This window comes from Paenibacillus sp. J22P51, assembly GCF_059692215.1.
Genome location: NZ_JCAUAZ010000004.1, coordinates 346,262 through 366,182, shown reverse-complemented (window position 1 = coordinate 366,182; position 19,921 = coordinate 346,262). Strand labels below are relative to the sequence as shown.

The 19,921-nt window shown below is 45.3% G+C and carries 14 protein-coding genes; 3 read left to right on the top strand and 11 right to left on the bottom strand.

Features of this window, described 5'->3' with window-relative positions; all coding sequences use genetic code 11:
- Positions 1-17: 17 nt before the first annotated feature.
- The 4 genes from AC58QC_RS12500 to AC58QC_RS12485 form a co-directional block, all read right to left on the bottom strand.
- On the bottom strand, positions 18-851 hold the full coding sequence (locus tag AC58QC_RS12500; RefSeq protein WP_497415467.1) for a phosphotransferase family protein: 834 nt from the start codon (positions 849-851) through the stop codon (positions 18-20).
- An 835-nt stretch (positions 852-1,686) separates the two neighbouring features.
- Positions 1,687-3,252 (bottom strand): DUF3502 domain-containing protein, encoded by a 1,566-nt coding sequence (locus AC58QC_RS12495; RefSeq protein WP_497415466.1) that lies wholly within the window; start codon positions 3,250-3,252, stop codon positions 1,687-1,689.
- 105 nt (positions 3,253-3,357) lie between these two features.
- Complete coding sequence (locus AC58QC_RS12490) at positions 3,358-4,245, bottom strand: carbohydrate ABC transporter permease (RefSeq protein ID WP_497415465.1); 888 nt, start codon at positions 4,243-4,245, stop codon at positions 3,358-3,360.
- A 14-nt stretch (positions 4,246-4,259) separates the two neighbouring features.
- Positions 4,260-5,189 (bottom strand): ABC transporter permease, encoded by a 930-nt coding sequence (locus AC58QC_RS12485; RefSeq protein ID WP_497415464.1) that lies wholly within the window; start codon positions 5,187-5,189, stop codon positions 4,260-4,262.
- A gap of 333 nt (positions 5,190-5,522) precedes the next feature.
- Here AC58QC_RS12485 and AC58QC_RS12480 point away from each other — a divergent pair, with 333 nt between their 5' ends.
- From AC58QC_RS12480 to AC58QC_RS12470, 3 genes are all read left to right on the top strand, one after another.
- Complete coding sequence (locus AC58QC_RS12480; RefSeq protein ID WP_497415463.1) at positions 5,523-6,413, top strand: ATP-binding cassette domain-containing protein; 891 nt, start codon at positions 5,523-5,525, stop codon at positions 6,411-6,413.
- A 38-nt stretch (positions 6,414-6,451) separates the two neighbouring features.
- The gene (locus AC58QC_RS12475) at positions 6,452-7,237 is read left to right on the top strand and encodes an ABC transporter permease (RefSeq protein ID WP_497415553.1); all 786 of its coding nucleotides are present in this window, start codon (positions 6,452-6,454) and stop codon (positions 7,235-7,237) included.
- A gap of 634 nt (positions 7,238-7,871) precedes the next feature.
- Positions 7,872-9,410, top strand: coding sequence for a stalk domain-containing protein (locus tag AC58QC_RS12470; protein ID WP_497415462.1), 1,539 nt, complete (start codon positions 7,872-7,874; stop codon positions 9,408-9,410).
- A gap of 56 nt (positions 9,411-9,466) precedes the next feature.
- On the opposite strand, the gene AC58QC_RS12465 is transcribed toward AC58QC_RS12470, so the two are convergent.
- The 7 genes from AC58QC_RS12465 to AC58QC_RS12435 form a co-directional block, all read right to left on the bottom strand.
- Complete coding sequence (locus tag AC58QC_RS12465) at positions 9,467-11,575, bottom strand: stalk domain-containing protein (RefSeq protein ID WP_497415461.1); 2,109 nt, start codon at positions 11,573-11,575, stop codon at positions 9,467-9,469.
- Between the two features lie 21 nt (positions 11,576-11,596).
- Positions 11,597-13,507 carry a leucine-rich repeat domain-containing protein gene (locus AC58QC_RS12460; protein ID WP_497415460.1) on the bottom strand — a complete coding sequence of 637 codons (1,911 nt, stop codon included), beginning with the start codon at positions 13,505-13,507 and terminating at the stop codon, positions 11,597-11,599.
- A 309-nt stretch (positions 13,508-13,816) separates the two neighbouring features.
- Positions 13,817-14,602, bottom strand: a complete 786-nt coding sequence (locus tag AC58QC_RS12455; protein WP_497415459.1) for a TetR/AcrR family transcriptional regulator — start codon at positions 14,600-14,602, stop codon at positions 13,817-13,819.
- 105 nt (positions 14,603-14,707) lie between these two features.
- Positions 14,708-15,853, bottom strand: a complete 1,146-nt coding sequence (locus AC58QC_RS12450; protein ID WP_497415458.1) for a glycerate kinase — start codon at positions 15,851-15,853, stop codon at positions 14,708-14,710.
- A 34-nt stretch (positions 15,854-15,887) separates the two neighbouring features.
- The gene (locus AC58QC_RS12445; RefSeq protein WP_497415457.1) at positions 15,888-16,766 is read right to left on the bottom strand and encodes an SMP-30/gluconolactonase/LRE family protein; all 879 of its coding nucleotides are present in this window, start codon (positions 16,764-16,766) and stop codon (positions 15,888-15,890) included.
- An 18-nt stretch (positions 16,767-16,784) separates the two neighbouring features.
- On the bottom strand, positions 16,785-17,648 hold the full coding sequence (locus tag AC58QC_RS12440) for a fumarylacetoacetate hydrolase family protein (RefSeq protein WP_497415456.1): 864 nt from the start codon (positions 17,646-17,648) through the stop codon (positions 16,785-16,787).
- Between the two features lie 33 nt (positions 17,649-17,681).
- Entirely contained in the window at positions 17,682-19,913 is a 2,232-nt protein-coding gene (locus AC58QC_RS12435) for an RIFT barrel domain-containing protein (RefSeq protein WP_497415455.1), read from the bottom strand.
- Positions 19,914-19,921 lie beyond the last annotated feature (8 nt).

The following is a 19,921-nucleotide window of genomic DNA, read 5'->3' as shown; positions in this document are numbered from 1 at the left end:
TATAATGAAAAATGACCCTATAAACGTCTTCTAATTTCATTCAACAATACTTTCTTCTCCTCTTCCGTTATTGCATCCGCTCTTAACTTTCTAGCTGCAACAGGCGCAATCCACGGTTCAACCTCCTCGATCGAAATTCCTGCTCTTTTATCGTACTCATCCATAAAAATCTCAATGATAGACTCTCGCAAAGAATTGAAATAATCAGTGACTGCTTTTGGAAGGAACGGCGGTAGAATTCCATACCTGATCATGACCACATATTCAGCTAGATCAGCTTCAGGATTACCTAAAGAGGCATCCATCCAGTCAATCCATACATACGTGTCATCATTACGCACCATGATATTACCTGGATTCGGGTCCCCATGACAAAATACATGTTTGACTGATAACCCCTCTAATTTAGCTAAAAGGTTTGATTTTTCACTTGCAGTTAAATGCTCAACGGAATGGATGCTGTAAACCAAGTTATTTCTTTGATTATTTAAGGTACCCACTGGCTTCTTCGCATGAACTTCACTAAGTGCTCGAGCAGTGAGTCGAATGTTGCTTTCATCCATGGTGAATGCTGTTTGACTCATCATCAGTTTCATAAAACCTTCCAATAATGTTTCTCCAACAACTCTCTCATAAACAATACCAGGGCGACCGTCCAACACCACGAAGTCGAATGCTTGAGGTACAGGAAGCCCGCTTTCCCATGCAATTTGATGATTATGATATTCGCGTCTCAAGGCTTCATCATTTGTGTTCGGTTTTGCCAATTTGATAATTTTCTCACCATTTTCCCATAGAAAAACTTCCGCACAACCACCCTCACCGAGCTTGCTTCCAAGCTTATTCATCATGCTGGATTCTCCTTTACAGGGCAAATATCCGCCTATTTTATTACCCTAAATTTACCATATAATTGGAAAATGTGCTGTTTTTTCTTTCGACCATAATTGCCCCCTTCAAGATAATTAACTGGAAAAACTCCTGCTATTTTCAGCAAAATCCACGTGAAATTAGAATTAACCGGAAATTATGTAGTAAATTTCTTCGAAATCGCTCCATTTCCCCAAAAGAGCTTTAATTAACTGCAGAAAATCCATATATTCCGCAAATTCGCCGTTATTCGTCCAGATTAACTGCATAAAATCCATCTAGTTTGCGAGAGAACTAAGGTCGGCGCGGGAAGGCGGATGTATTGCGAGTGAGCTATGGTCGGCGCGGGAAGGCGGATGTATTGCGAATGAGCTATGGTCGGCGCGAGTAGATGGGTAGTGCGTGAAAGCTAAAGTTGGCGGGGGAAGGCGGCGAATGTAAGACAAGTTAGTGTTTAGTAGTAAAAAGACGCCCACCCCAAAACTGGGATGGACGCCAACGATTCTGCCGTTAATTGCCGTAAACTTCGAATTCGTAAATACGCGCGTTGCTGCGATCGCCTGGTATAACTGCATACCCCGCATCACTTTGAACTGTCGTCGTGATGTAGAGTCTGACGTAACGGGAGGAGAACGAGGTTACGTTGCGATCCGTTGTTGCTGCGGTGTTCCATTACTAAAACCTCCTCATTGTTAGTAAATACCGTATTAAATCTATAGAAAAAAGCCGCTATCATCATTCTAAAAAGAAGATAAGCGGCTTTCATTCATGGTGTAAGTTTTTCGTTGTAAGTGTTTAAGTATAACTCCCTATCGTCTATTTCGAAGCTTTCCAAGCATCAATTTGCTTCTGCATTTCAGCAAGAATGTTGTCCAAGCCTGCTTTTTTCAGCTTCGCATTCATCGTTGGCAATGTTGTATCTGGATCAGCAATACCCGTGATCAATCCAGCATAGAATTCATCCACGACGGATGCGGTTTGTGCCAATTCACTTTTCACGTTACTTGGGTCAAAAGAGAATCCGAGAATTTTGGAAGGAATCGCTGCGGCATTCTTATCCGGACCTGCTGGGAACCATTTCGGCTGCGTAGCACTAGTACGGTACGAATTGAACATGTTACCGTACTCCCAACCGGAATCCACCCAGTAGCCGGCATTGTCCATCTTTTTGATCAAACCATCCGAAACCTTCGTATAGTGCTTGCCTTCGATACCATAGCTCATCAAATTGAATAGTTCCGCATTGGAGTACATCAAGTTGTAGAACATCATCGCTCTTGCTGGATCTTTGGATGTGCGGGAAATAGCAGTCATTGTCGCGATAATGGAACCTGTGCTCATATAGGGTTTAGAGAATTCGATGGCTGCTACATTCGCTGCATCCCCACCACCAAAGCGTTGTGCTTGGTTGGCTGCCGAGTCCGGATTAATGACCGTGAACGTGGAGGATACATATTTGCCTGCCAGTTCATCCGAGTTCGTATCTTTAATCGTTGCTGCATCTTTACGAATAATGCCTTTGGAGTACCATTCGCGCATTTGTTTCAAAAAGGCCGTGAATTCCTTCGTCTCATACAAATTCACAACTTTGGAGGAAGCATCGTCGATGCGAACTACACCCGGGTTCTTTTGTGAGAAATACTCAAGTCCGATGGCACTGCCGTAGTTCCCCATAACATCCGTATCACCCTTCAGGCTGAATGGATATTTGTCTGGCTCAGACGCTTTCACTTTTTCGAAAAATGGCGTCAAATCGGCCAATGTTTTGAACTGATCGGCTTTATAGCCATATTTGTCTAAGGTCGTTTTGTTCATCAGTAAGCCTGGCGTACGAGCTAGAACTTGGGTATTAATAATCCCGTACAGCTTGCCCTTCACTTTCGCCGCATCCCAAGCAGATGGAGGTACTTGCTTCAGAATATCGGGACCGTATTTCGGTAATAGCTCCGTGATGTCGAGGAATGCTCCTTTGTTCACGTTTTGCAGGTAGTCATTCGTCCAGTTGGATGTGAAAATCAAATCCGCTTTCTCCCCAGAAGCTGCAATCGCTTGCATTTTCTGATCGTACGTACCCCAATCCACCAATTGAATGTTCAATGTTGCGTTGATTTTCTCTTTGGTAATTTTGCTCATCGCATCCTGAACGAGCTTCGCATCAGGGAATACGCTTTGCGGCAAATACCAAGTAATTTCATATGGCTTAAGCTCCGCTGTAGCTGGGACTGGTGACGCTGTCGTAGCAGCTGGAGATGCAGGTGCAGTGCTGGCAGCTGGGGACGGTGAAGAGCTGTTCGTGCTGGAACCGCAAGCGCTGAGCAACATAGAAAGAGACACGCAGCTTACAATAACGGGAGACAACGCTTTAATTGTTCTATTTTTCATATGATCGAACCCTCCTGATTTCATGGTCAAAGTGGTACTAATGGAGCCATTTATTATCATCCGATCCGGATTCGGATTGACAAACGTTACTGGACTTACACTCAGTTAGCCTTTAACTGCGCCAACTGTCAATCCTTTGATCAAGTATTTCTGGAAGAATGGGAAAGCGAACAACATCGGGCCTGCTGCCAGAATGGCAATCCCCATACGGGAGGATTCAGCTGGAATCGCACTCATATCAATGCTGATACCTGCTTGCATATTTTTAGTCAAAAACTCGATATTAGACATGATTCGCTGCAAGTAGTATTGAAGCGGAATCAGATTCTCATTTTGAATATACAGCATCGCAAGCCACCAATCATTCCAATAAGCAAGTGCGTAGAACAAACCTACTGTAGCAAGGGCTGGCTTCGAAAGCGGAAGAACGATTCGCACGAAGGTGCTCAGTTCGGAAGATCCATCGATTTTGGCAGACTCAATAATTTCAAAAGGCAACCCATCCATAAAACCCTTCATGAGCATGGTAAACCAGGCGCTGACCCCATACGGAAGAATTAAGGCCCAAATCGTATCCTGTAAGTGTAAAACACTCGTCATAACGATATACGACGGAACCAATCCGGCATTAAAAAGCAGCGTGAAGAAGACGAAGTAACCTGTGATTTTGCTATATCGATAATCCTTCCGAGTCATAATATACGCCAGGGAAGAAGTGAGTATCAAGCTTAACACGGTTCCTACGACCGTCACAAAAATCGTCACCATGTAGGATTGAAGCAGCATCTTCGGCGTTTGAAAAATATACGAATACGCGACAAGCGTAATTCGCTCTGGAATTAGCTGGTAGCCATACTTGGCGATGTCCCCGTCGAAGGAGAGTGAGACCGAAATGACGTACAGCATCGGATAGATGAACAGGATGGATAGAACAATAAAGAATAGAATGATCAGCCAGTTATTTTCTGACTTTTTCTTGATGGATGAATTCACCGCCACCCTCCTCCCTAGAACATAGCATTCTCTTTATTAAATTTCCTGACGAGTAAGTTGGTCGTTACGACTAGAATCAGACCAACAACAGCCTGGTACAAGCTAGCGGCAGATGCCATTCCTAGGTCACCTACAACCCGCAGCGAGCGGAAAACATACGTATCCACGACGTCTGTCGTCGAGTAAAGCATCCCAGCATCCCGGGGCACGAAGTAAAATAATCCGAAATCCGAGTAAAATATGCGGCCCACATTGAGCATGAACAGCATCGTAATCAGCGGCAAAATGAGCGGGATCGAGATCTTCCGAATTTGCTGTAATCGTGAAGCACCATCTATAGAAGCAGCCTCATAATAACTGTTGTCGATGGACAGCAGTCCTGTGAAGAAGATGATGGCGGTGTAGCCGACATTTTTCCATAAGTATGTGAGTGTTAAAATGAGGGGCCAATAGCCCGGCTTACTATACCAGTCGATTGGGGCAACATGGAACTGATCCAATACCTTATTGATCACGCCGAAGGATGGATTCAGCAAGATGTAGCTGACGAAACCGACGACAACCCAAGATAGAAAGTATGGAAAGAACAAGATCGTCTGAAACAGCTTCACCCATTTACGGCCCAATTCAGCCAGCAATAATCCGATGACCAAAGCGCAGGACATGCCCACCACGATAAATAATCCATTTAGCAGCAGCGTGTTCCGTGTAATCCTTAAAGCATCTTGCGAGTTAAAGAAAAACTTGAAGTTATGCAGCCCTACCCAATCGCTTCCCCAAATGCCTTTGGCGTAGTTGATATCCTTGAATGCAATCACGATGCCATACATGGGTAAGTAGTAAAAGATAAACACAACAATAATGGCAGGCAATCCGATAAAAAATAAGCTTTTTGCCTTCCAGAAATGCTTCCATTCCTTGCGTATTGCTGAGAAGATTCCCAAGTATGCTACCTCCTTCTGTCTGTGTTTCCCTGCTTCCTCTTTGCGATTTCATCATACGAAATCTGGTGAGGAATTGGATACTGCTCATTTTTGCTGGGGTTAAAATGTACTGTACGATTTGAAAATCGGATGAATTTTCACTGTACTTTATGTAAAAGTGGCAGAGAAAACCCTTATAGAATGCGGGTTTATTATGGGTTGAGGGAGCGCATGAGGCAGATAGAATGATACGTACGACTGAGTGCAATATCGGTCTTGAGAATGATCATAAATAACTGAGTATGTAATACACTGTTTATATGATCCACAATTCAAAGGACGGGGAGATAACGAATGACTACTAATTCCATTGAAGTAAGCGGCTTGCGCAAAAGCTTCGGCAAACAAACCGTATTGGATGGCATCGATTTACAGGTGGAGAAAGGTACGATCTTCGCATTGCTTGGGCCCAACGGCGCTGGTAAAACTACACTGATCAACATCCTATCGACACTATCCCAGCAAGACGAGGGGGTTGCTCGAATCGAAGGACACGATGTAATCACTGACCGTAATGCGGTCCGGCGCTCGATCTCGCTCACGGGGCAATTCGCTGCGGTGGATGAAGTGCTGACGGGCCACGAGAATATCATCATGATGTGCCGCTTATCTGGCTTATCTGCGGGCGAGTCCCGCTTACGAGCAGCCGAGCTGCTGAGATATTTCGAGCTCGAAGGCGCAGCAGGCAAGCGCGTGACAACTTACTCCGGCGGCATGCGCCGCAGGCTGGATCTGGCCGTTAGTCTTGTCGTCAGCCGTCCCGTGCTCTTCCTCGATGAGCCGACAACTGGCTTGGATACGGTCAGCCGCCGCTCCCTTTGGGAGACGATTCTGCGATTGAAGCAGCAAGGCATGACGATTCTGTTGACGACGCAATATTTAGAAGAAGCGGATCAGCTTGCAGACGAAATTGCTGTGCTGAATCATGGACGAATCGTCGCATCTGGCTCTGCGGAGTCCTTGAAAGCTCGTGTTGGCGGCGAAGTCATCGAGCTCCGGAATCACTTGGACGAAGTCATTCGATCCATACCGACGAGCGGCACGGTTCAGGATGTTCGCCAAACGTTGAACGAGATCGCCAACTCGTGTCCGCTAGGTACACGAATCTTCATTCGTAAGCCAAGCATGGACGATGTCTTTCTAGCGTTAACCACAAAGGATCACAAGGAGGCTTCCTTCGTATGAGCGATTTCCAAACGATGAATAATCTTCAGCCTGTGAATATGAACAACTCTCAACCTATGCCAAAGCCCGCTTCTTTCGCTGCAACGAACACTGTCTTTATCGGACGCAGTATTCGGCATAGCCTGCGCAACATCGAGTCGCTCATGATGGCCATCATGCTTCCCATTATGTTAATGCTGCTGTTCACCTATATCTTCGGCGGTGCACTCGATCCAAGCGGCGACTACGTGAACTATGTTGTACCAGGTATCATCCTGTTGTGCGCAGGCTTCGGCTCATCAAGCACAGCTGTTGATGTTGCAACAGATATGACGAACGGCATTATCAATCGATTTCGAACAATGCCGATCAGCAGCATTAGCGTTATCACGGGGCATGTCGCGGCAAGTCTTGCCCGGAACCTGCTTGCTACTTGCATAGTCATCGGAGTTGCCCTGCTTGTTGGCTTTCGCCCGAATGCCACCTTCATTGAATGGCTAGGAGCAATTGGCGTCATCATCTTGTTCATTCTGACCTTTACATGGCTATTCGCCGCGATCGGTCTCGTCACAGGCAGCCCCTCCGCTGCCAGCGGTTACGGTTTCGCGCTGCTGTTTCTCCCTTATTTGTCCAGCGCCTTCGTCCCGACGAACACTATGCCATCTTGGCTGCAAGGGTTCTCTAACCATCAGCCGATCACGCCGGTCATTGAGACGATTCGCGGGCTATTAATGGGTACGCCGGTGATGGATAATGCCTGGTGGGCGGTCGGCTGGTGCGTGGCTTTGCTGGTGATTGCCATTAGTTGGTGTATCCTTGTGTTCCGTAGGAAAAGCGGGAAGTGAGTGCATTCCACACTCCTATGCACCACGCGCAACTTCCAGCGTGAGGTGCGTAAAGTTAGGTGGAACCAACTTACGGCATGTTGAGTTAATAACGTTGTGGCATCATCTTATATCGCAGAAAAATTCGGACTGTACCCGTTTAACGTTATGGCATAACGCTATTCTCCTTTAAATAGCTCATTTTCTACTAAACAGTAGAAATAGCGTTATGCCATCGTTCTATTTTCCTTGAACGTAGGCTCGTAACCAAAATAACGTTATGGCATAACGTTATTCATTCCCTGGCACAATCGGCCAAAGCCAAAATTGCCAAAAGGCACTTTTTTTCGGGGAAAATGCCCCAAACTAGATAAATAAGTGCAAAAAGGCATCCTTTTGCACCGAAAAGGTGCCCAAAGGATGATTGGGGGCAGAAATAGTTGCACTTTTGCACGCATTTCAAATGGAGGGATTGGCTCGAGTAAAAAGGTTGCACTTTTGCACTTTTCGTAGCGACATAAGTGGCTTATAGTACTCCCTCGACCTATGACTGAGCGGTATTTCGCGCAATAATCCATATTAACGAAGGGATACGATACTCCTATGAAGAATGAGTATGTAAATCATTTGAAAATAAGGAGTATGATACCTTTACATGGTTATTCAGTCTAAGATTTTAACCAAAACTGCATTAGCATTAGGCTTAATGCTGAGCTTCGCCATTACTACTTCTATTCCACATACCCACGCTGAGGTAACTAATGTTGGCTGGAAGGATATCGCTGTTGGAGGGCGCGTCAGCCTAGGAATTAAAAACGATGGCAGTGTCTGGGTATGGGGAGAAACGAACCGTGGAGGCGTTTTCGGCAATGGCGAAAAGGGCCCAAGTGCTACTAACACGAAAATTCCTACTCAGGTGAAAGAGTTAAATGAGGTCATCTCCATCGCGGCTGGTTCCGAGCACGCACTCGCGGTTAAAAAGGATGGTACTGTGTGGGTATGGGGTGACAATTTAGGCGGACAAGTCGGTGACGGCATGCAGACATCTCTTGAGACAGGTTCAGGCAAAATGGTTATAGATAATAACCGAGCTCTTCCTCATCAGGTCGAGGGATTATCACATGTCGTTTCGGTTTGGGGAGCTCGGGGGAAAAGTTATGCGATTAAAGATGATGGTACCTTATGGGCATGGGGAGGCATCTATTATAAAAAACCAGATGGGTCTACGGGTACCTACACGTATCCTGTCCAATTAAGATTTCAAAATGTGAGCAGCATTTCAACGGGATATGGCGATAACCTATTAGTTCTTGAAAAAGACGGAACAGTATGGACGTTAGACCGAGGAGCCATTGTGAGGATTGACGGACTCAGTGATATTACTGCTATCGCGGCAGGTGGAGTCAACTCCTATGCACTACAAAAAGATGGCACCGTTTGGACATTTGGCTCAAATGGTCAAGGTGTTATCGCCGGACAAGACACAGCTAACAAATCCGCTCCCCAGAAAGTACAAGGCATCCAAGACATTATCGATATCGGTGCTACCGCTGGCGGCCCTCTTTATTTGAAGAAAGATGGTACCGTTTGGGCTAGCGGTGATAACCGCGGCGGTCAATTAGGGATCGGGTCTTATGATAATAGTGATATCCCTATACAAGTAAAAGGCCTGATGAAAGTCACTAAAATAGGAGCACATGGGACTGGGTTTCGTTCTTTGGCACTTAGAGAAGATGGCACACTCTGGTCATGGGGTGGTGGTTATTCCGGCGATGGTACGGAGTGGTATCGGACTGAACCCGTTTGGATTAAAAGTAGTGAGGGTGAAGCTGCACCCCAAACTACATTGATCTCTGTACGTCTAGATGGGACATTGCTCTCGTTCGACCAGCAACCCACAATCATCAACGGAAGTACACTGGTCCCCTTACGTAAAATATTTGAATCATTTGGAGCCAAAGTTACGTGGGATACTGATACCTCAACAGTTACAGCAACGAAAGGTAACAGCATCCTAACTTTAGTCGTCGGAAACACGACAGGTACCTTAAATGGAAAGTCGATTTCGCTTGACGCTCCTCCTACCATTATGAATGGGAGCACCTTAGTACCTGTCCGTTTTATAGCCGAGTCGCTTGGTACCAAGGTTGATTGGGTTCCTAAAACACAGACCGTTAACATCCTCACAAAATGAAAAAAAGGCCAATCCTTCTTGCAGAAGGATGGCCTTTTTTGTGTACTAGCTTTGTATTAGTCAAACGTGATGAAATCGAAATCGATGTACCGATCCTGCTGCAGTTTCATTTTCTCTTCCGCATTTAACGCTGTCACCATAACCTCTTCATCATCATTCTCCACCACAGCGAATTGATATCCACTTGCCTTAATCATGTCATTTATTTCCTTGAGTAAACCATAGGTATTCATATAACTACCCACATACTCAGGATGAATTACTCGCTCTTGACCATTCAACTTAAAGCTAACAGTGATTGGCCCCTCTTCTGCGTCCCAAGTTTCCTTTATATCGGTTGGCTGAAATGCCCCACGGGATATCTTGCTCCACTGTCTTAACGTGGTTACGTAAGCATCTTTTCCCTTACCGACATCTAATTCCCAATCCTCTACCCAAACACGGTCTTCGTCTCCTATTAAAAGATAGAGTTCTGCTAAATCATTGTAATGCTCGCTAGAATCGAAAGGATTCCAATCCGTGAAACTCTTGTAGAATTCCAACATTTTTTTATCAAATTCTTGACTTGTCAGTCCCTTAACACTTTCAAAAAAGCCTAGATTCCGATAATATTGCGCTGCATCTAACAACCGTTCGGTAGGCTTAAGAGCACCAAACTTTTCTTCGCTTAGCTGATAGGGTGTTTTTATTTCTTCTAACGTTTGTAAGATATTTTGATATTCTTTGTTGATTTCCGAGTAAACGAGTTCTCCCGAGATGAGAATAATATTAAAATAGCTGTACTTCCCGTCGACTATTGTATGGGTGACTGTAAAATCTTCACCATTCGTCCCGCTTTTTGAATAAGTAAATTGCCGGGCTTTCAACCTGTTCGTTGTCAATGATTTTTCATCATAAAACTTTGTTACCTTCTGGTCCTCCAACACTTTTTTTATACCGACTTCATATTCATCTAGTGTCAGAGTCTTATCGAATAGTGACTTTGACTCAGAAGAAGATACCAAAGCGTTGTTTCCGCTCCCCGCATATAATTGGAAATTAGCGTTAGCTGGAGGCGTTATACTCAACCAATTGCCACCTAATGTTGCTCTTAACTTCTTATCAGGGGTAACAATGGATCTAATAGATTGAAGATAAATCGTTTTCGAGCTACTTTCCCAAGTCACAACAAATTTGGACGCTTCTCCTACAAATCGGATTGGCACAAAAATACTGCCTTCGATATTTCTCGGCGCTACGGTTAACGGATTGGGCACGTCGTTCAGAGTTGCATTTGGATTATCAACTTGCAGAGAAATCTTCACGCCCTCCTTCTCCGCTTGAATGGTTCGTGTTGTCCCATCCCACTGAATAACGAAACCTAACTTTTCAAAAAGAGGTCGGAACTGCACTAATGTCGTTCCTGCATCTACCAAAGGAGCAAGATCAAACAGAACGCGATCATCGTTCACTAGTACAGATATGCCAGATACCTTATCCGATGAAGCAGAAGCCCGATTTACTGCAACTCCCGATTGTTCTAATTGCTTCAGTAACGCGTTAGAGCCTTCATTAAGTGAATCTTTGGTAACATAGATATGGTGTAGTTTGTTCATTGCACCGATCGGTGATATATCTGCAACTGGATTATTTGAGACATCAAGCCATCCTAGTTTAAGTTTGGTAAGCGGCTGAATATTCTTGATTTTATTGTTACTTGCCAGCAAATCGGTCAGACCAGTCAGACGAGTGAAACACCCGATTTCCTCAATTTGATTATTGGTCATGACTAGCTTTTGTAAGGCATACAGATTGGCAATCGGACAAGCATCTTGAATTTGATTATGATCTATGGAAAGAAACGTTAACTTATACAAACTGCTGAGCGGACTGATATCTGTGATCTCCTGATTAGGCAAGTATAATTGTTGCAGATTACGTGCCATATTCAGGCCTTTCAAACTCTTAATTTTCTCATTCCCCTTCGGATATAGGGATGTTAGTTTTTGTAGATTTGTATAATCCAGTGCCGTACCCTCTTCTAATTTCAACTCGGCCCGAATTTCTTTCTCGAGGGCTGGGTCCTCGATTTTAACCTCTGGTGAAGCAGCATATGTCTGAGATGGGACCAAGCTACTCCATGATAATATCCCGATTAAAGCAATAGCGAGAATTTTGTGTTTCATTTGTCATGCCTCCAATTCATTCTATTGGCTTTCAATTACAACCATTTGATTCTGGTCATCCCACTCTACCTTAGCGCCGAGCGTTTCGCTGACAAAACGGACGGGCACAAACGTCGTTCCATTTTGTATCTTAGGAGCAATTACTAGTTGAATGACACTGCCATTCACGAATGCTTCCTTCGAATCAATCGTTAACAGCACTTCCTTAGCATCTTTCGTCGCTTTTACCGTACGCGTATGCTCGTCCCACGTCACACTAGCACCTAGAGCGTTGAAAATTCGACGCATCGGAAGTAAGACACTCCCCTCTTCACGCACAGGTTTCTCATCGTTAGAAAAGCTTTGAATATTCGTATTGATCATGACAGTAAGCTCATTGCCATGCGAAATGACAACACCGCGATTCTTGGCAACCTGAATAAATGCTAACGAGTTCTCATCAAGTCGATTGTTCCCAACATGAATTTCCCAAAGTTTTGGATGATCATTTAGTGCTTCAATATTGGTGATCTGATTGTTTTCCAGGTATACCTTCGTTAAGTTCATAAGGTTTGATAAAGCCGATATATCCATGATCTGATTGAACCTAACATCTAGATCAGATAAGGTTGAAAATCCTTTTAGTCCCGAAATATCAGTGACATTATTTTGGGATAGACTTAAACTCACTAATCGACGAAGGTCTTTTAAAGGTGTCAGATCCTGAATACTATTCCCATCTAGTGAAAGATAGCTTAATCGCTCCAGGTTAGATAAATAACCGATATCGGAGAGACCATTGTAGCCCAATGTTAAAAAAGTAAGTGAGGTCAATTGTCCAAGCCTTGAAAAGTCCTGCACCGGCACCCTATCCAGAAATAGCGTTGATAGTTTATGCAGCTGAACTAATGGTGTAATGTCAGTGATTGGATTATAGCTGAGCTGTAAATCGGACAAGTTGGTCATCAGTGACAACGGATTAAGTTCACTGATTTGGTTATTCATTACGTTCAGATGTTCTAAAGAAGTCAACTTCGTTAGAGGTCTAATATCTCGAATATGGTTTTTAGAAAGATCGAGTCTAGTCAAACTTTGCATGTCCTGCAAGAAAGTCAGATCTTCGATACCGAAGTTGGAAAGATCGAGCCACTTCAGTTTATTTAGATTTTGAACAGCTGAAAAGTCCTTAATCGGGTTATCATCGATGTTTAGATAAGTAAGCCCCGGCATGTGTTTGATAACTTGAATATCTGCTATTTGATTACCACTGAATGAAAATGATGTTAGTTTCGTCAACCTGCTCAGTATGCTAATATCTTTGATCTCATTATTGCTTATGTATAGAGAAGTTAAATTGATTAAGCCTGACAGCGGGGAAACATCTTTAATGTGGTTAATATAAATCTGCATTGAAGTTAAACTCACCAATCCCTGCAAGGGAGATATGTCATAGATATCGTTACTGTAAAGGGCTAAACTTTCGAGCTTAGTTAGTCCTCTTAGAGGCTCCAGATTTCGTATTTTATTATCGTACAAGGTTAAATCTTTTAAATTAGTCAATCCGCTTAAAGCGCCAATATCGGTTATTTTATTATGATTAAAATCAATAGATACAAGATGTGTTAAGTTAGCAATCGGCGTTAAATCGGAAATTTTATTTTCTCCCATACGAATCGATGTAAGATTTTTGGCATACTCCAGGCCATTCAAGTTTTGAATACCTAACCAGCTTGCTCCCGAAATCGATTGTAATGACAACATATCCTTCTCTGTTATTGGCGCATCTGAAAGTTTCAACTGTTTTCGAATTAATGCATCTAATGCGGGATCTTCGATCGTTACCCTAGTCGTCGATTCCGCATATACTTTGCTAGATCCCCCTGTGAATTGCCCTATGGATAAAAGAAGTAGAACAACTGCAACCATCCAAATATATTTCTTTATTTGTTTCAAGATTTTATCCTCCTATTCAAATTTCACCTTACAACCCTTCACCATTATAGTTGAATGAAACCCCACGAGTATACTAAATATTACAATTTATTCAATATATGAAATGAACACACGTCAATAGGTGCCCCACTGTCTATACGATATGGAACTTGTGGTCAATTGAATATACACACAAGATAGAGGGTGTACTGATGACGATCAACAACGCTTTCAACGTCCCCCCCAAAAGAAACGGCTGTCCGCAAGTAGATCCATCTACTTGTGAACAGCCGCTTTTTTATGCCTAATCAAAATAGAAAGAGCAACCTCTTACCCCAGGCCCTCTTTTTTCTGCTTCAAATAATGCTCAATCCCATCCAATATACGCTCGAGTCCGAAATCCAGATCATTGCCAATCGGGTTTTCCACTTCATCCGTGTAAGCACCTGCCATCAAGATGGGATGCAAACTGGGGAACCGATCCGGCTTAACCAACTGCTTCAGTGCCGAACCATAGGGAATGCCGCTGAATGCTTCCGGGCTCGCGCCATCGCGGATAGCTTTGTCCATATCTCGTGCAATTAAACCACATGCTCTTGAATAGCTGCTTACGAGCAGCAGGAAAGACATCTTCTCAAAATCGTTCAACGGGAAATCCCGCATGATTCTTAGCATCCAATCGATCACCTGGAGATTGTTTGGCGTGAGGGGAACGCTCGTAATCGGAATATCGCCATACCAAGCATGTTTCCGAAACACATCCACGCAAGCCCAGACGTATTCCCTCATTTCCTCGCGCCATGGTTTACCCTCCACTTCCGGTGGAATTGGAATATCACAGACGGCTTCCTGCATCAGGATGAGCAGATCTTCCTTACTTGTGATGTAGCGATACAATGACATCGTCGTGAACCCCAATGATTGAGCGACTCTGCTCATCGAAACCGCCGTAAGTCCATCGCGATCCGCAATGACAATCGCCGCATCGACGATTTTTTTGATGCTAAGCTCACCCTTCGGCCCCCTGCTAGGCTGCTTAATAATTCCCCAGCTTAGAGCTACCCCAGACGGTAAGCTTTGTATAACTTCCTCATCGATCTCGTCGCCGATCTCCATGTTGTTCAATCCTCCATCATTCTTGCAATCCGGAAATGTATATCATGTATACAGTATATCATAATCGCTCCGGCATCGCTCTGATGGGATGAGTTGTGTAATGACTCAATTGGCTGATCTTCTCCCGGCTAAAAAAGTACGCATGACTTGCTCTGCTTTCTGCGCTAACAGATCAGGTGTACGACTCATCGCCTCCTGAAGCGATATCGGTCCGTCCACGATACTGTGAATACTCGTCATGCCATATTCATAAAGCTTCTCAACCCCTTGTCCGACTGAGCCTGAAAGGACGATGACGGGAATGCCAAGCTGCCCCGCAGCCTGCGCAATCCCCATCGGCGCTTTGCCGGAAGCGGTCTGGGCATCCGTCTGCCCTTCGCCGGTAAATACGAGATTCGCATCCTGCAGATGCTCATCAAGCCTGGACATTTCTATCACCACATCGATACCACGTTTCGTGCTCGAGGGAAAGAACGCTTGAAACGCACCGCCAAGCCCTCCCGCTGCGCCAGCCCCCGGCAGCTGATGAACAGCTGTACCGGTATGCGTTTCTATGATATCGGCCCAATGGGAGAGCGCTCCATCTAGCGCTTCAACCATCTCCGGCGTCGCACCTTTCTGCGGTCCGAAGACATACGATGCTCCTTGTGGGCCAATGAACGGATTCGTGACATCTGAAGCAACAGTAAATTGCGATTCGCCTATGCGCTCATCCCACCTGGAGGCATCGATGCGCTTAATGTGAGGCAAATCTTGACCTCCAACCCCAATCTCGCGCCCTTCCTCATCTAAAAGCTGTAAGCCCAAAGCTTGAAGCATGCCACAACCACCATCGTTCGTCGCACTGCCGCCTAGCGCAAGTATGAAGGAACGATATCCGTGATCGAGCGCATGCCGGATCAATTGACCGGTACCGTACGTTGTCGTCACCATTGGATTTCGGTGCTTCGCTGGAACTAAGATTAATCCAGAAGCCGCCGCCATTTCAATCACACACGTGATGCCGTCTCCGAGGACTCCATACGTGGCGGTCACCTCATCTTGCAGCGGGCCTTGTACAGGAACGGAAATCTTAACGCCCTGTGTTGCCTGCACAAGGCTATCCACCGTTCCTTCTCCTCCATCTGCTATAGGAATAAGGAAGGTTTCTGCCATTGGCATAGCCCGCAGAATCCCGTCCCTTATCGCCATCGCTGCCGCTTCTGAGCTAAGGCTGCCTTTAAACGAATCTGGTGCAATCACGATTTTCATAAAACTAGCCTCCCGCTCGGAAAGCATTTCCCGATTATTTCCCAAAGTAGTAAGTCTGGGCTCCACGCACTTCGGTCTCCACAGCAAAAAGCGCTCCCGCATGAGGTTGGCTCAGCAGCTCTTCAGCCGTAAGACCGCATGAGGCCGTTGTAATGTACAGTGTCTTCAACTCTGGACCTCCGAATACGCATGAAGTGACGAGTGCTGCCGGAACTGGAATGCTTTCAAGACATTCTCCCGTATTCGGGTTCCATCTAGAGACCTGCCACCCATTCCAATGGGCAATCCATAACATGCCTTCGGTGTCTATGGTCATGCCATCTGGCCATCCTTCAACAGGTTTAAAATCAATAGCACAGCGAGGGTTAGAGATGTTCCCTGCCCAATCGTCATAATCAAAAGCCATCACTTGTTCTGATGCGCTATCGATAAAATACATCGTCTTATGATCCGGACTCCAAGCTAGCCCGTTCGAGATCGTGACGTTATCCAGCTTCTTATGGCACTCCAAGTTTGTATCCAAACAGTATAAGCTTCCCGCTCCCGGAGCATCGTCAAGGTCTTTGGTGCCTGCCCAAAACCGCCCCTGCGGATCACATTTTCCATCGTTAAAACGATTGTTAGACAAATGTTCCTCAGGATCATAGATGGGTGTCAGACTTCCATCATCTAACGAAAGAGAATGGTAGCCCTTATTTGTGACGACTAGAAGACCGCCGCTCTTATTGGGTACAACAGCACTTAATGCTTGTTCGAAGTGATACACATTCTGCCTTCCGGAAGCTGGTTCCATGACATACAGATTGTTGCTTAGGATATCTACCCAAAATAATAATCCATGTTGTGCGTCCCAACTGGGACCCTCGCCTAACAATGCTTTAACGTCTGCAACTACTCTAAGAGAGTTAGCCAATATAGCGTCACCTATCCTTTAGCGATCTGCTGCAAATGTATTCCGAAGTGTACCAATTCCCTCAACTGTCGCTTCCACAACATCACCAGGCTTCAACCATACCTGTGGCTTCTTGCCCATTCCAACTCCCGGTGGTGTTCCCGTACTAATGATATCACCCGGTTGAAGTGTAATCGTCTTAGAAAGAAACGAGATCAAATGCGGAACATCGAAAATTAATTCCTTCGTGTTCGAATTCTGCATCACTTGTCCGTTCAACGTCAGTGAGATGTTCAGTCTTCCTGGGTTCTCAATCTCATCTGCGGTAACAATCCACGGACCAGTCGGCGCGAACCCGTCTATTGCCTTTCCACGGGTCCATTGTGGTTCGTTAAGCTGAATATCACGGGCACTGACGTCATTCAATACCGTATATCCGAAAACGTAATCCATAGCATCTTCTTTTGTTACCTTTTTTGCCGTTTTGCCAATTACGACTGCAAGCTCGACTTCGTAATCACATTGAGAGACTTCGCTCGGGATCGTAATGAAATCTTCGTGTCCGGTTAAACAGTTGTTGTACTTTGGAAAAAGTACAGGAACCTTCGGTACCTGCATATTGGATTCAATGACATGATCATGATAGTTGAGTCCGATGCAAATAATTTTCTCTGGATCCGTCAAAGGTGAAGCTAGTTTGACATCCTCCAACGGATAAACAGAGCCGTTTTCCGCAAGTCCAGTGAGGTATTCTTCGGTACTCTTACCAGATTCAGCAAGCCCACGAATCACATCTCGTGAACTGCCAGATACGTTTAATGCTTGAATCGAATTCTCACCTTTTACAACTCCGACTTGCAGCCTATTCGGGTCTTGCTTTGTGTAAAATTGCAGTAATTTCATCCTATTTTATCTCCTCAGATTTTTATTTGAAGGTTACATTTTGATGCCGGCCTTTATAGTTGTTTGATAATAATAGAAGATCGGATAGTAATATTGCGCAAACTTCTTCGGACTATCTCCCCAGAAAATAAGGGCATCTCCAGAGATTTGTCTACCTTCTCCCTCGCCCCCCCGGATATCAATGCCTTCACGGAACGTCGCTCGACCCGCTTCCAGATACTTCACCTCACCGGTAAACTCATAGGCATAAGACAACGCCTCTAGACAGATCGGATTGCTGTGCAGTTTCTGCGTACTAGGTAACTCTTTATAGTAAAATAAGCCCGTTTCTTTCACATAGCAATGCGTTAGATAATCGTCCATTACCTCCACGATCATCTGCTTGACCCGTTCCTGTGGGCGAATGCGATAGTAGCGCATCAAGCTGTTGACCGCCACACAAATCATGAAGCCTGACCGATATACGGTATGATCCGTAGCAGGGGACAAGAATGTGCCGAATTTATTTTTCCACATTTCAAAATGATCGACAATGCGCTCTGCAGCTTCCAGCCATTTCTCTTCATAAGTTTCATTATATAAGGCTGTCAGACTGCGAAGCGCCCATCCACTTTCTCTAGCGGCAATGCCTCCCTCTCCTTGGTAACGTGGCGTATTTAAGATCCTTGTTATGTTGTCACCAATACCAATAGCGGCCGCAAGCGCGGATTGTTCACCGGTCATGTGATAATAGTCAAGTAGGCCTTCGACCCACTCATGACATATTTTAACGACTCCTGTTACATGCTTGGCGGAATGCATGATTTGCCCATTTTGACGCAAAGGATCCTCGCTATAATGGCAAATATCCACATCCATCCAATGTTCAGCGCCTCTTAACATGTAATCATAGAATCTTCTTCTTCCGGTTCTCGCGAACAAATGCATCATAGCATGCGGAAGGTCATACTCGTTGTTCACCCAAACCCAATCTCCGTCGCCTCTGCCTTGGAACGTATAATTCTTGTCAGGCGCATCGCCCCAATGCAGCATGCCGAAGGTTTTCGCTCGGCCGTCCGCCATTCGATAAAATCCACGCTCTACCCAGTCGATGAATTGATCGCCTGGAATGGACTCGATAATGCCAGCCCGCTCATAGGCTCCGCGCTCTAGCACAGGATGATCCGGCATCTGCATTTGCAGACTTCGTACGTTCACCTGCTCCAGCGTTTCTTCCGCTCCATGCACATGCAGGAAGAACCGATGAGTTTTGGCCATCCCCTGCATCATGGTGATAGGGTGTCCCGCAGGAATGATGCCCACGTTGATTTCTTCGGATGCTACATCCAGAGATTTCGGTAGGTTTTGTTGGGCTTGGAACAACGTCACACTAATGCCACCATGATTTTGTTCATGGATATCTGCCCAGAATGTACCGCAAAATGTTTCCGGTATGTCTTCGATAAATTCTTTCTTAAGAGATTCGGCCGTAAAGGCATACGACAACCGTTCGCCCTTCACTCCGCTCTTCGACAATCTCTTATCCGCTCCGAAGCGGCTGATTCCCAGTCGAAGCTGTTCGGATTGCAGAATGTCCTGCGCAGATTGAATACGCAGCTCTGCAGCATGAATCACTTGCTCCTTGTCCGACTCCTTGTTGATGATCTGATAATCGACCATCAACCACGGTTTTCCTGCAAACGCATAGACCCGGACAACGAAATCGAACCAGCGATTCTCTTCAGCACTGAGATGCTTCCCTTTGGCTTCAACCGAGCACCGAACAGGACCAGCTTCGAGAACGCGCCAGCCATCAGCGGAAATTTCGCATACATACTCATGGTTCAATGCATCTCGAAGCGACGGACCTACTACGCTATGCGTCGGAAAGCCATCATTGCGCTTCAACGATTTGAATAAGCCTGTTTCGCCCGGAGCTGACAACTCGGCTTCCAGCGCACCTGTCGTGATCACAAGCGATCCATTACCTTGCTGAAGCCCGACTGGTTCTGATGGCGAAACAGTTTCACAATCCGTTGATATAACGAATTGTTTGCCAAGATTGGCCGGAAGATCCGCAAGGAAATGCAGCAGCAGCCATTTCACGGAGCCATCAGGCCACGTTGCCGTTACTCTGGTCTGAGTCGGAACTACCTCGTTGCCGTCTAGAACAGAAACTTTTGAGCTATCAGACACAATCCCTTCCGCAAAAGGAACAGCAATCGTGCTTGGTTCTTCATGGCGTGGAAACTTGGAAAGCTTCTCAAAACTCAATGAAATGTTCATCGTATTCT

Coding starts and splice junctions, on each gene's coding strand:
- AC58QC_RS12440 (WP_497415456.1), bottom strand. CDS start 17,648: ATGAAATTACTGCAATTTTACACAAAGCAAGACCCGAATAGGCTGCAA.
- AC58QC_RS12500 (WP_497415467.1), bottom strand. CDS start 851: ATGATGAATAAGCTTGGAAGCAAGCTCGGTGAGGGTGGTTGTGCGGAA.
- AC58QC_RS12480 (WP_497415463.1), top strand. CDS start 5,523: ATGACTACTAATTCCATTGAAGTAAGCGGCTTGCGCAAAAGCTTCGGC.
- AC58QC_RS12475 (WP_497415553.1), top strand. CDS start 6,452: ATGAACAACTCTCAACCTATGCCAAAGCCCGCTTCTTTCGCTGCAACG.
- AC58QC_RS12470 (WP_497415462.1), top strand. CDS start 7,872: ATGGTTATTCAGTCTAAGATTTTAACCAAAACTGCATTAGCATTAGGC.
- AC58QC_RS12465 (WP_497415461.1), bottom strand. CDS start 11,575: ATGAAACACAAAATTCTCGCTATTGCTTTAATCGGGATATTATCATGG.
- AC58QC_RS12495 (WP_497415466.1), bottom strand. CDS start 3,252: ATGAAAAATAGAACAATTAAAGCGTTGTCTCCCGTTATTGTAAGCTGC.
- AC58QC_RS12450 (WP_497415458.1), bottom strand. CDS start 15,853: ATGAAAATCGTGATTGCACCAGATTCGTTTAAAGGCAGCCTTAGCTCA.
- AC58QC_RS12435 (WP_497415455.1), bottom strand. CDS start 19,913: ATGAACATTTCATTGAGTTTTGAGAAGCTTTCCAAGTTTCCACGCCAT.
- AC58QC_RS12455 (WP_497415459.1), bottom strand. CDS start 14,602: ATGGAGATCGGCGACGAGATCGATGAGGAAGTTATACAAAGCTTACCG.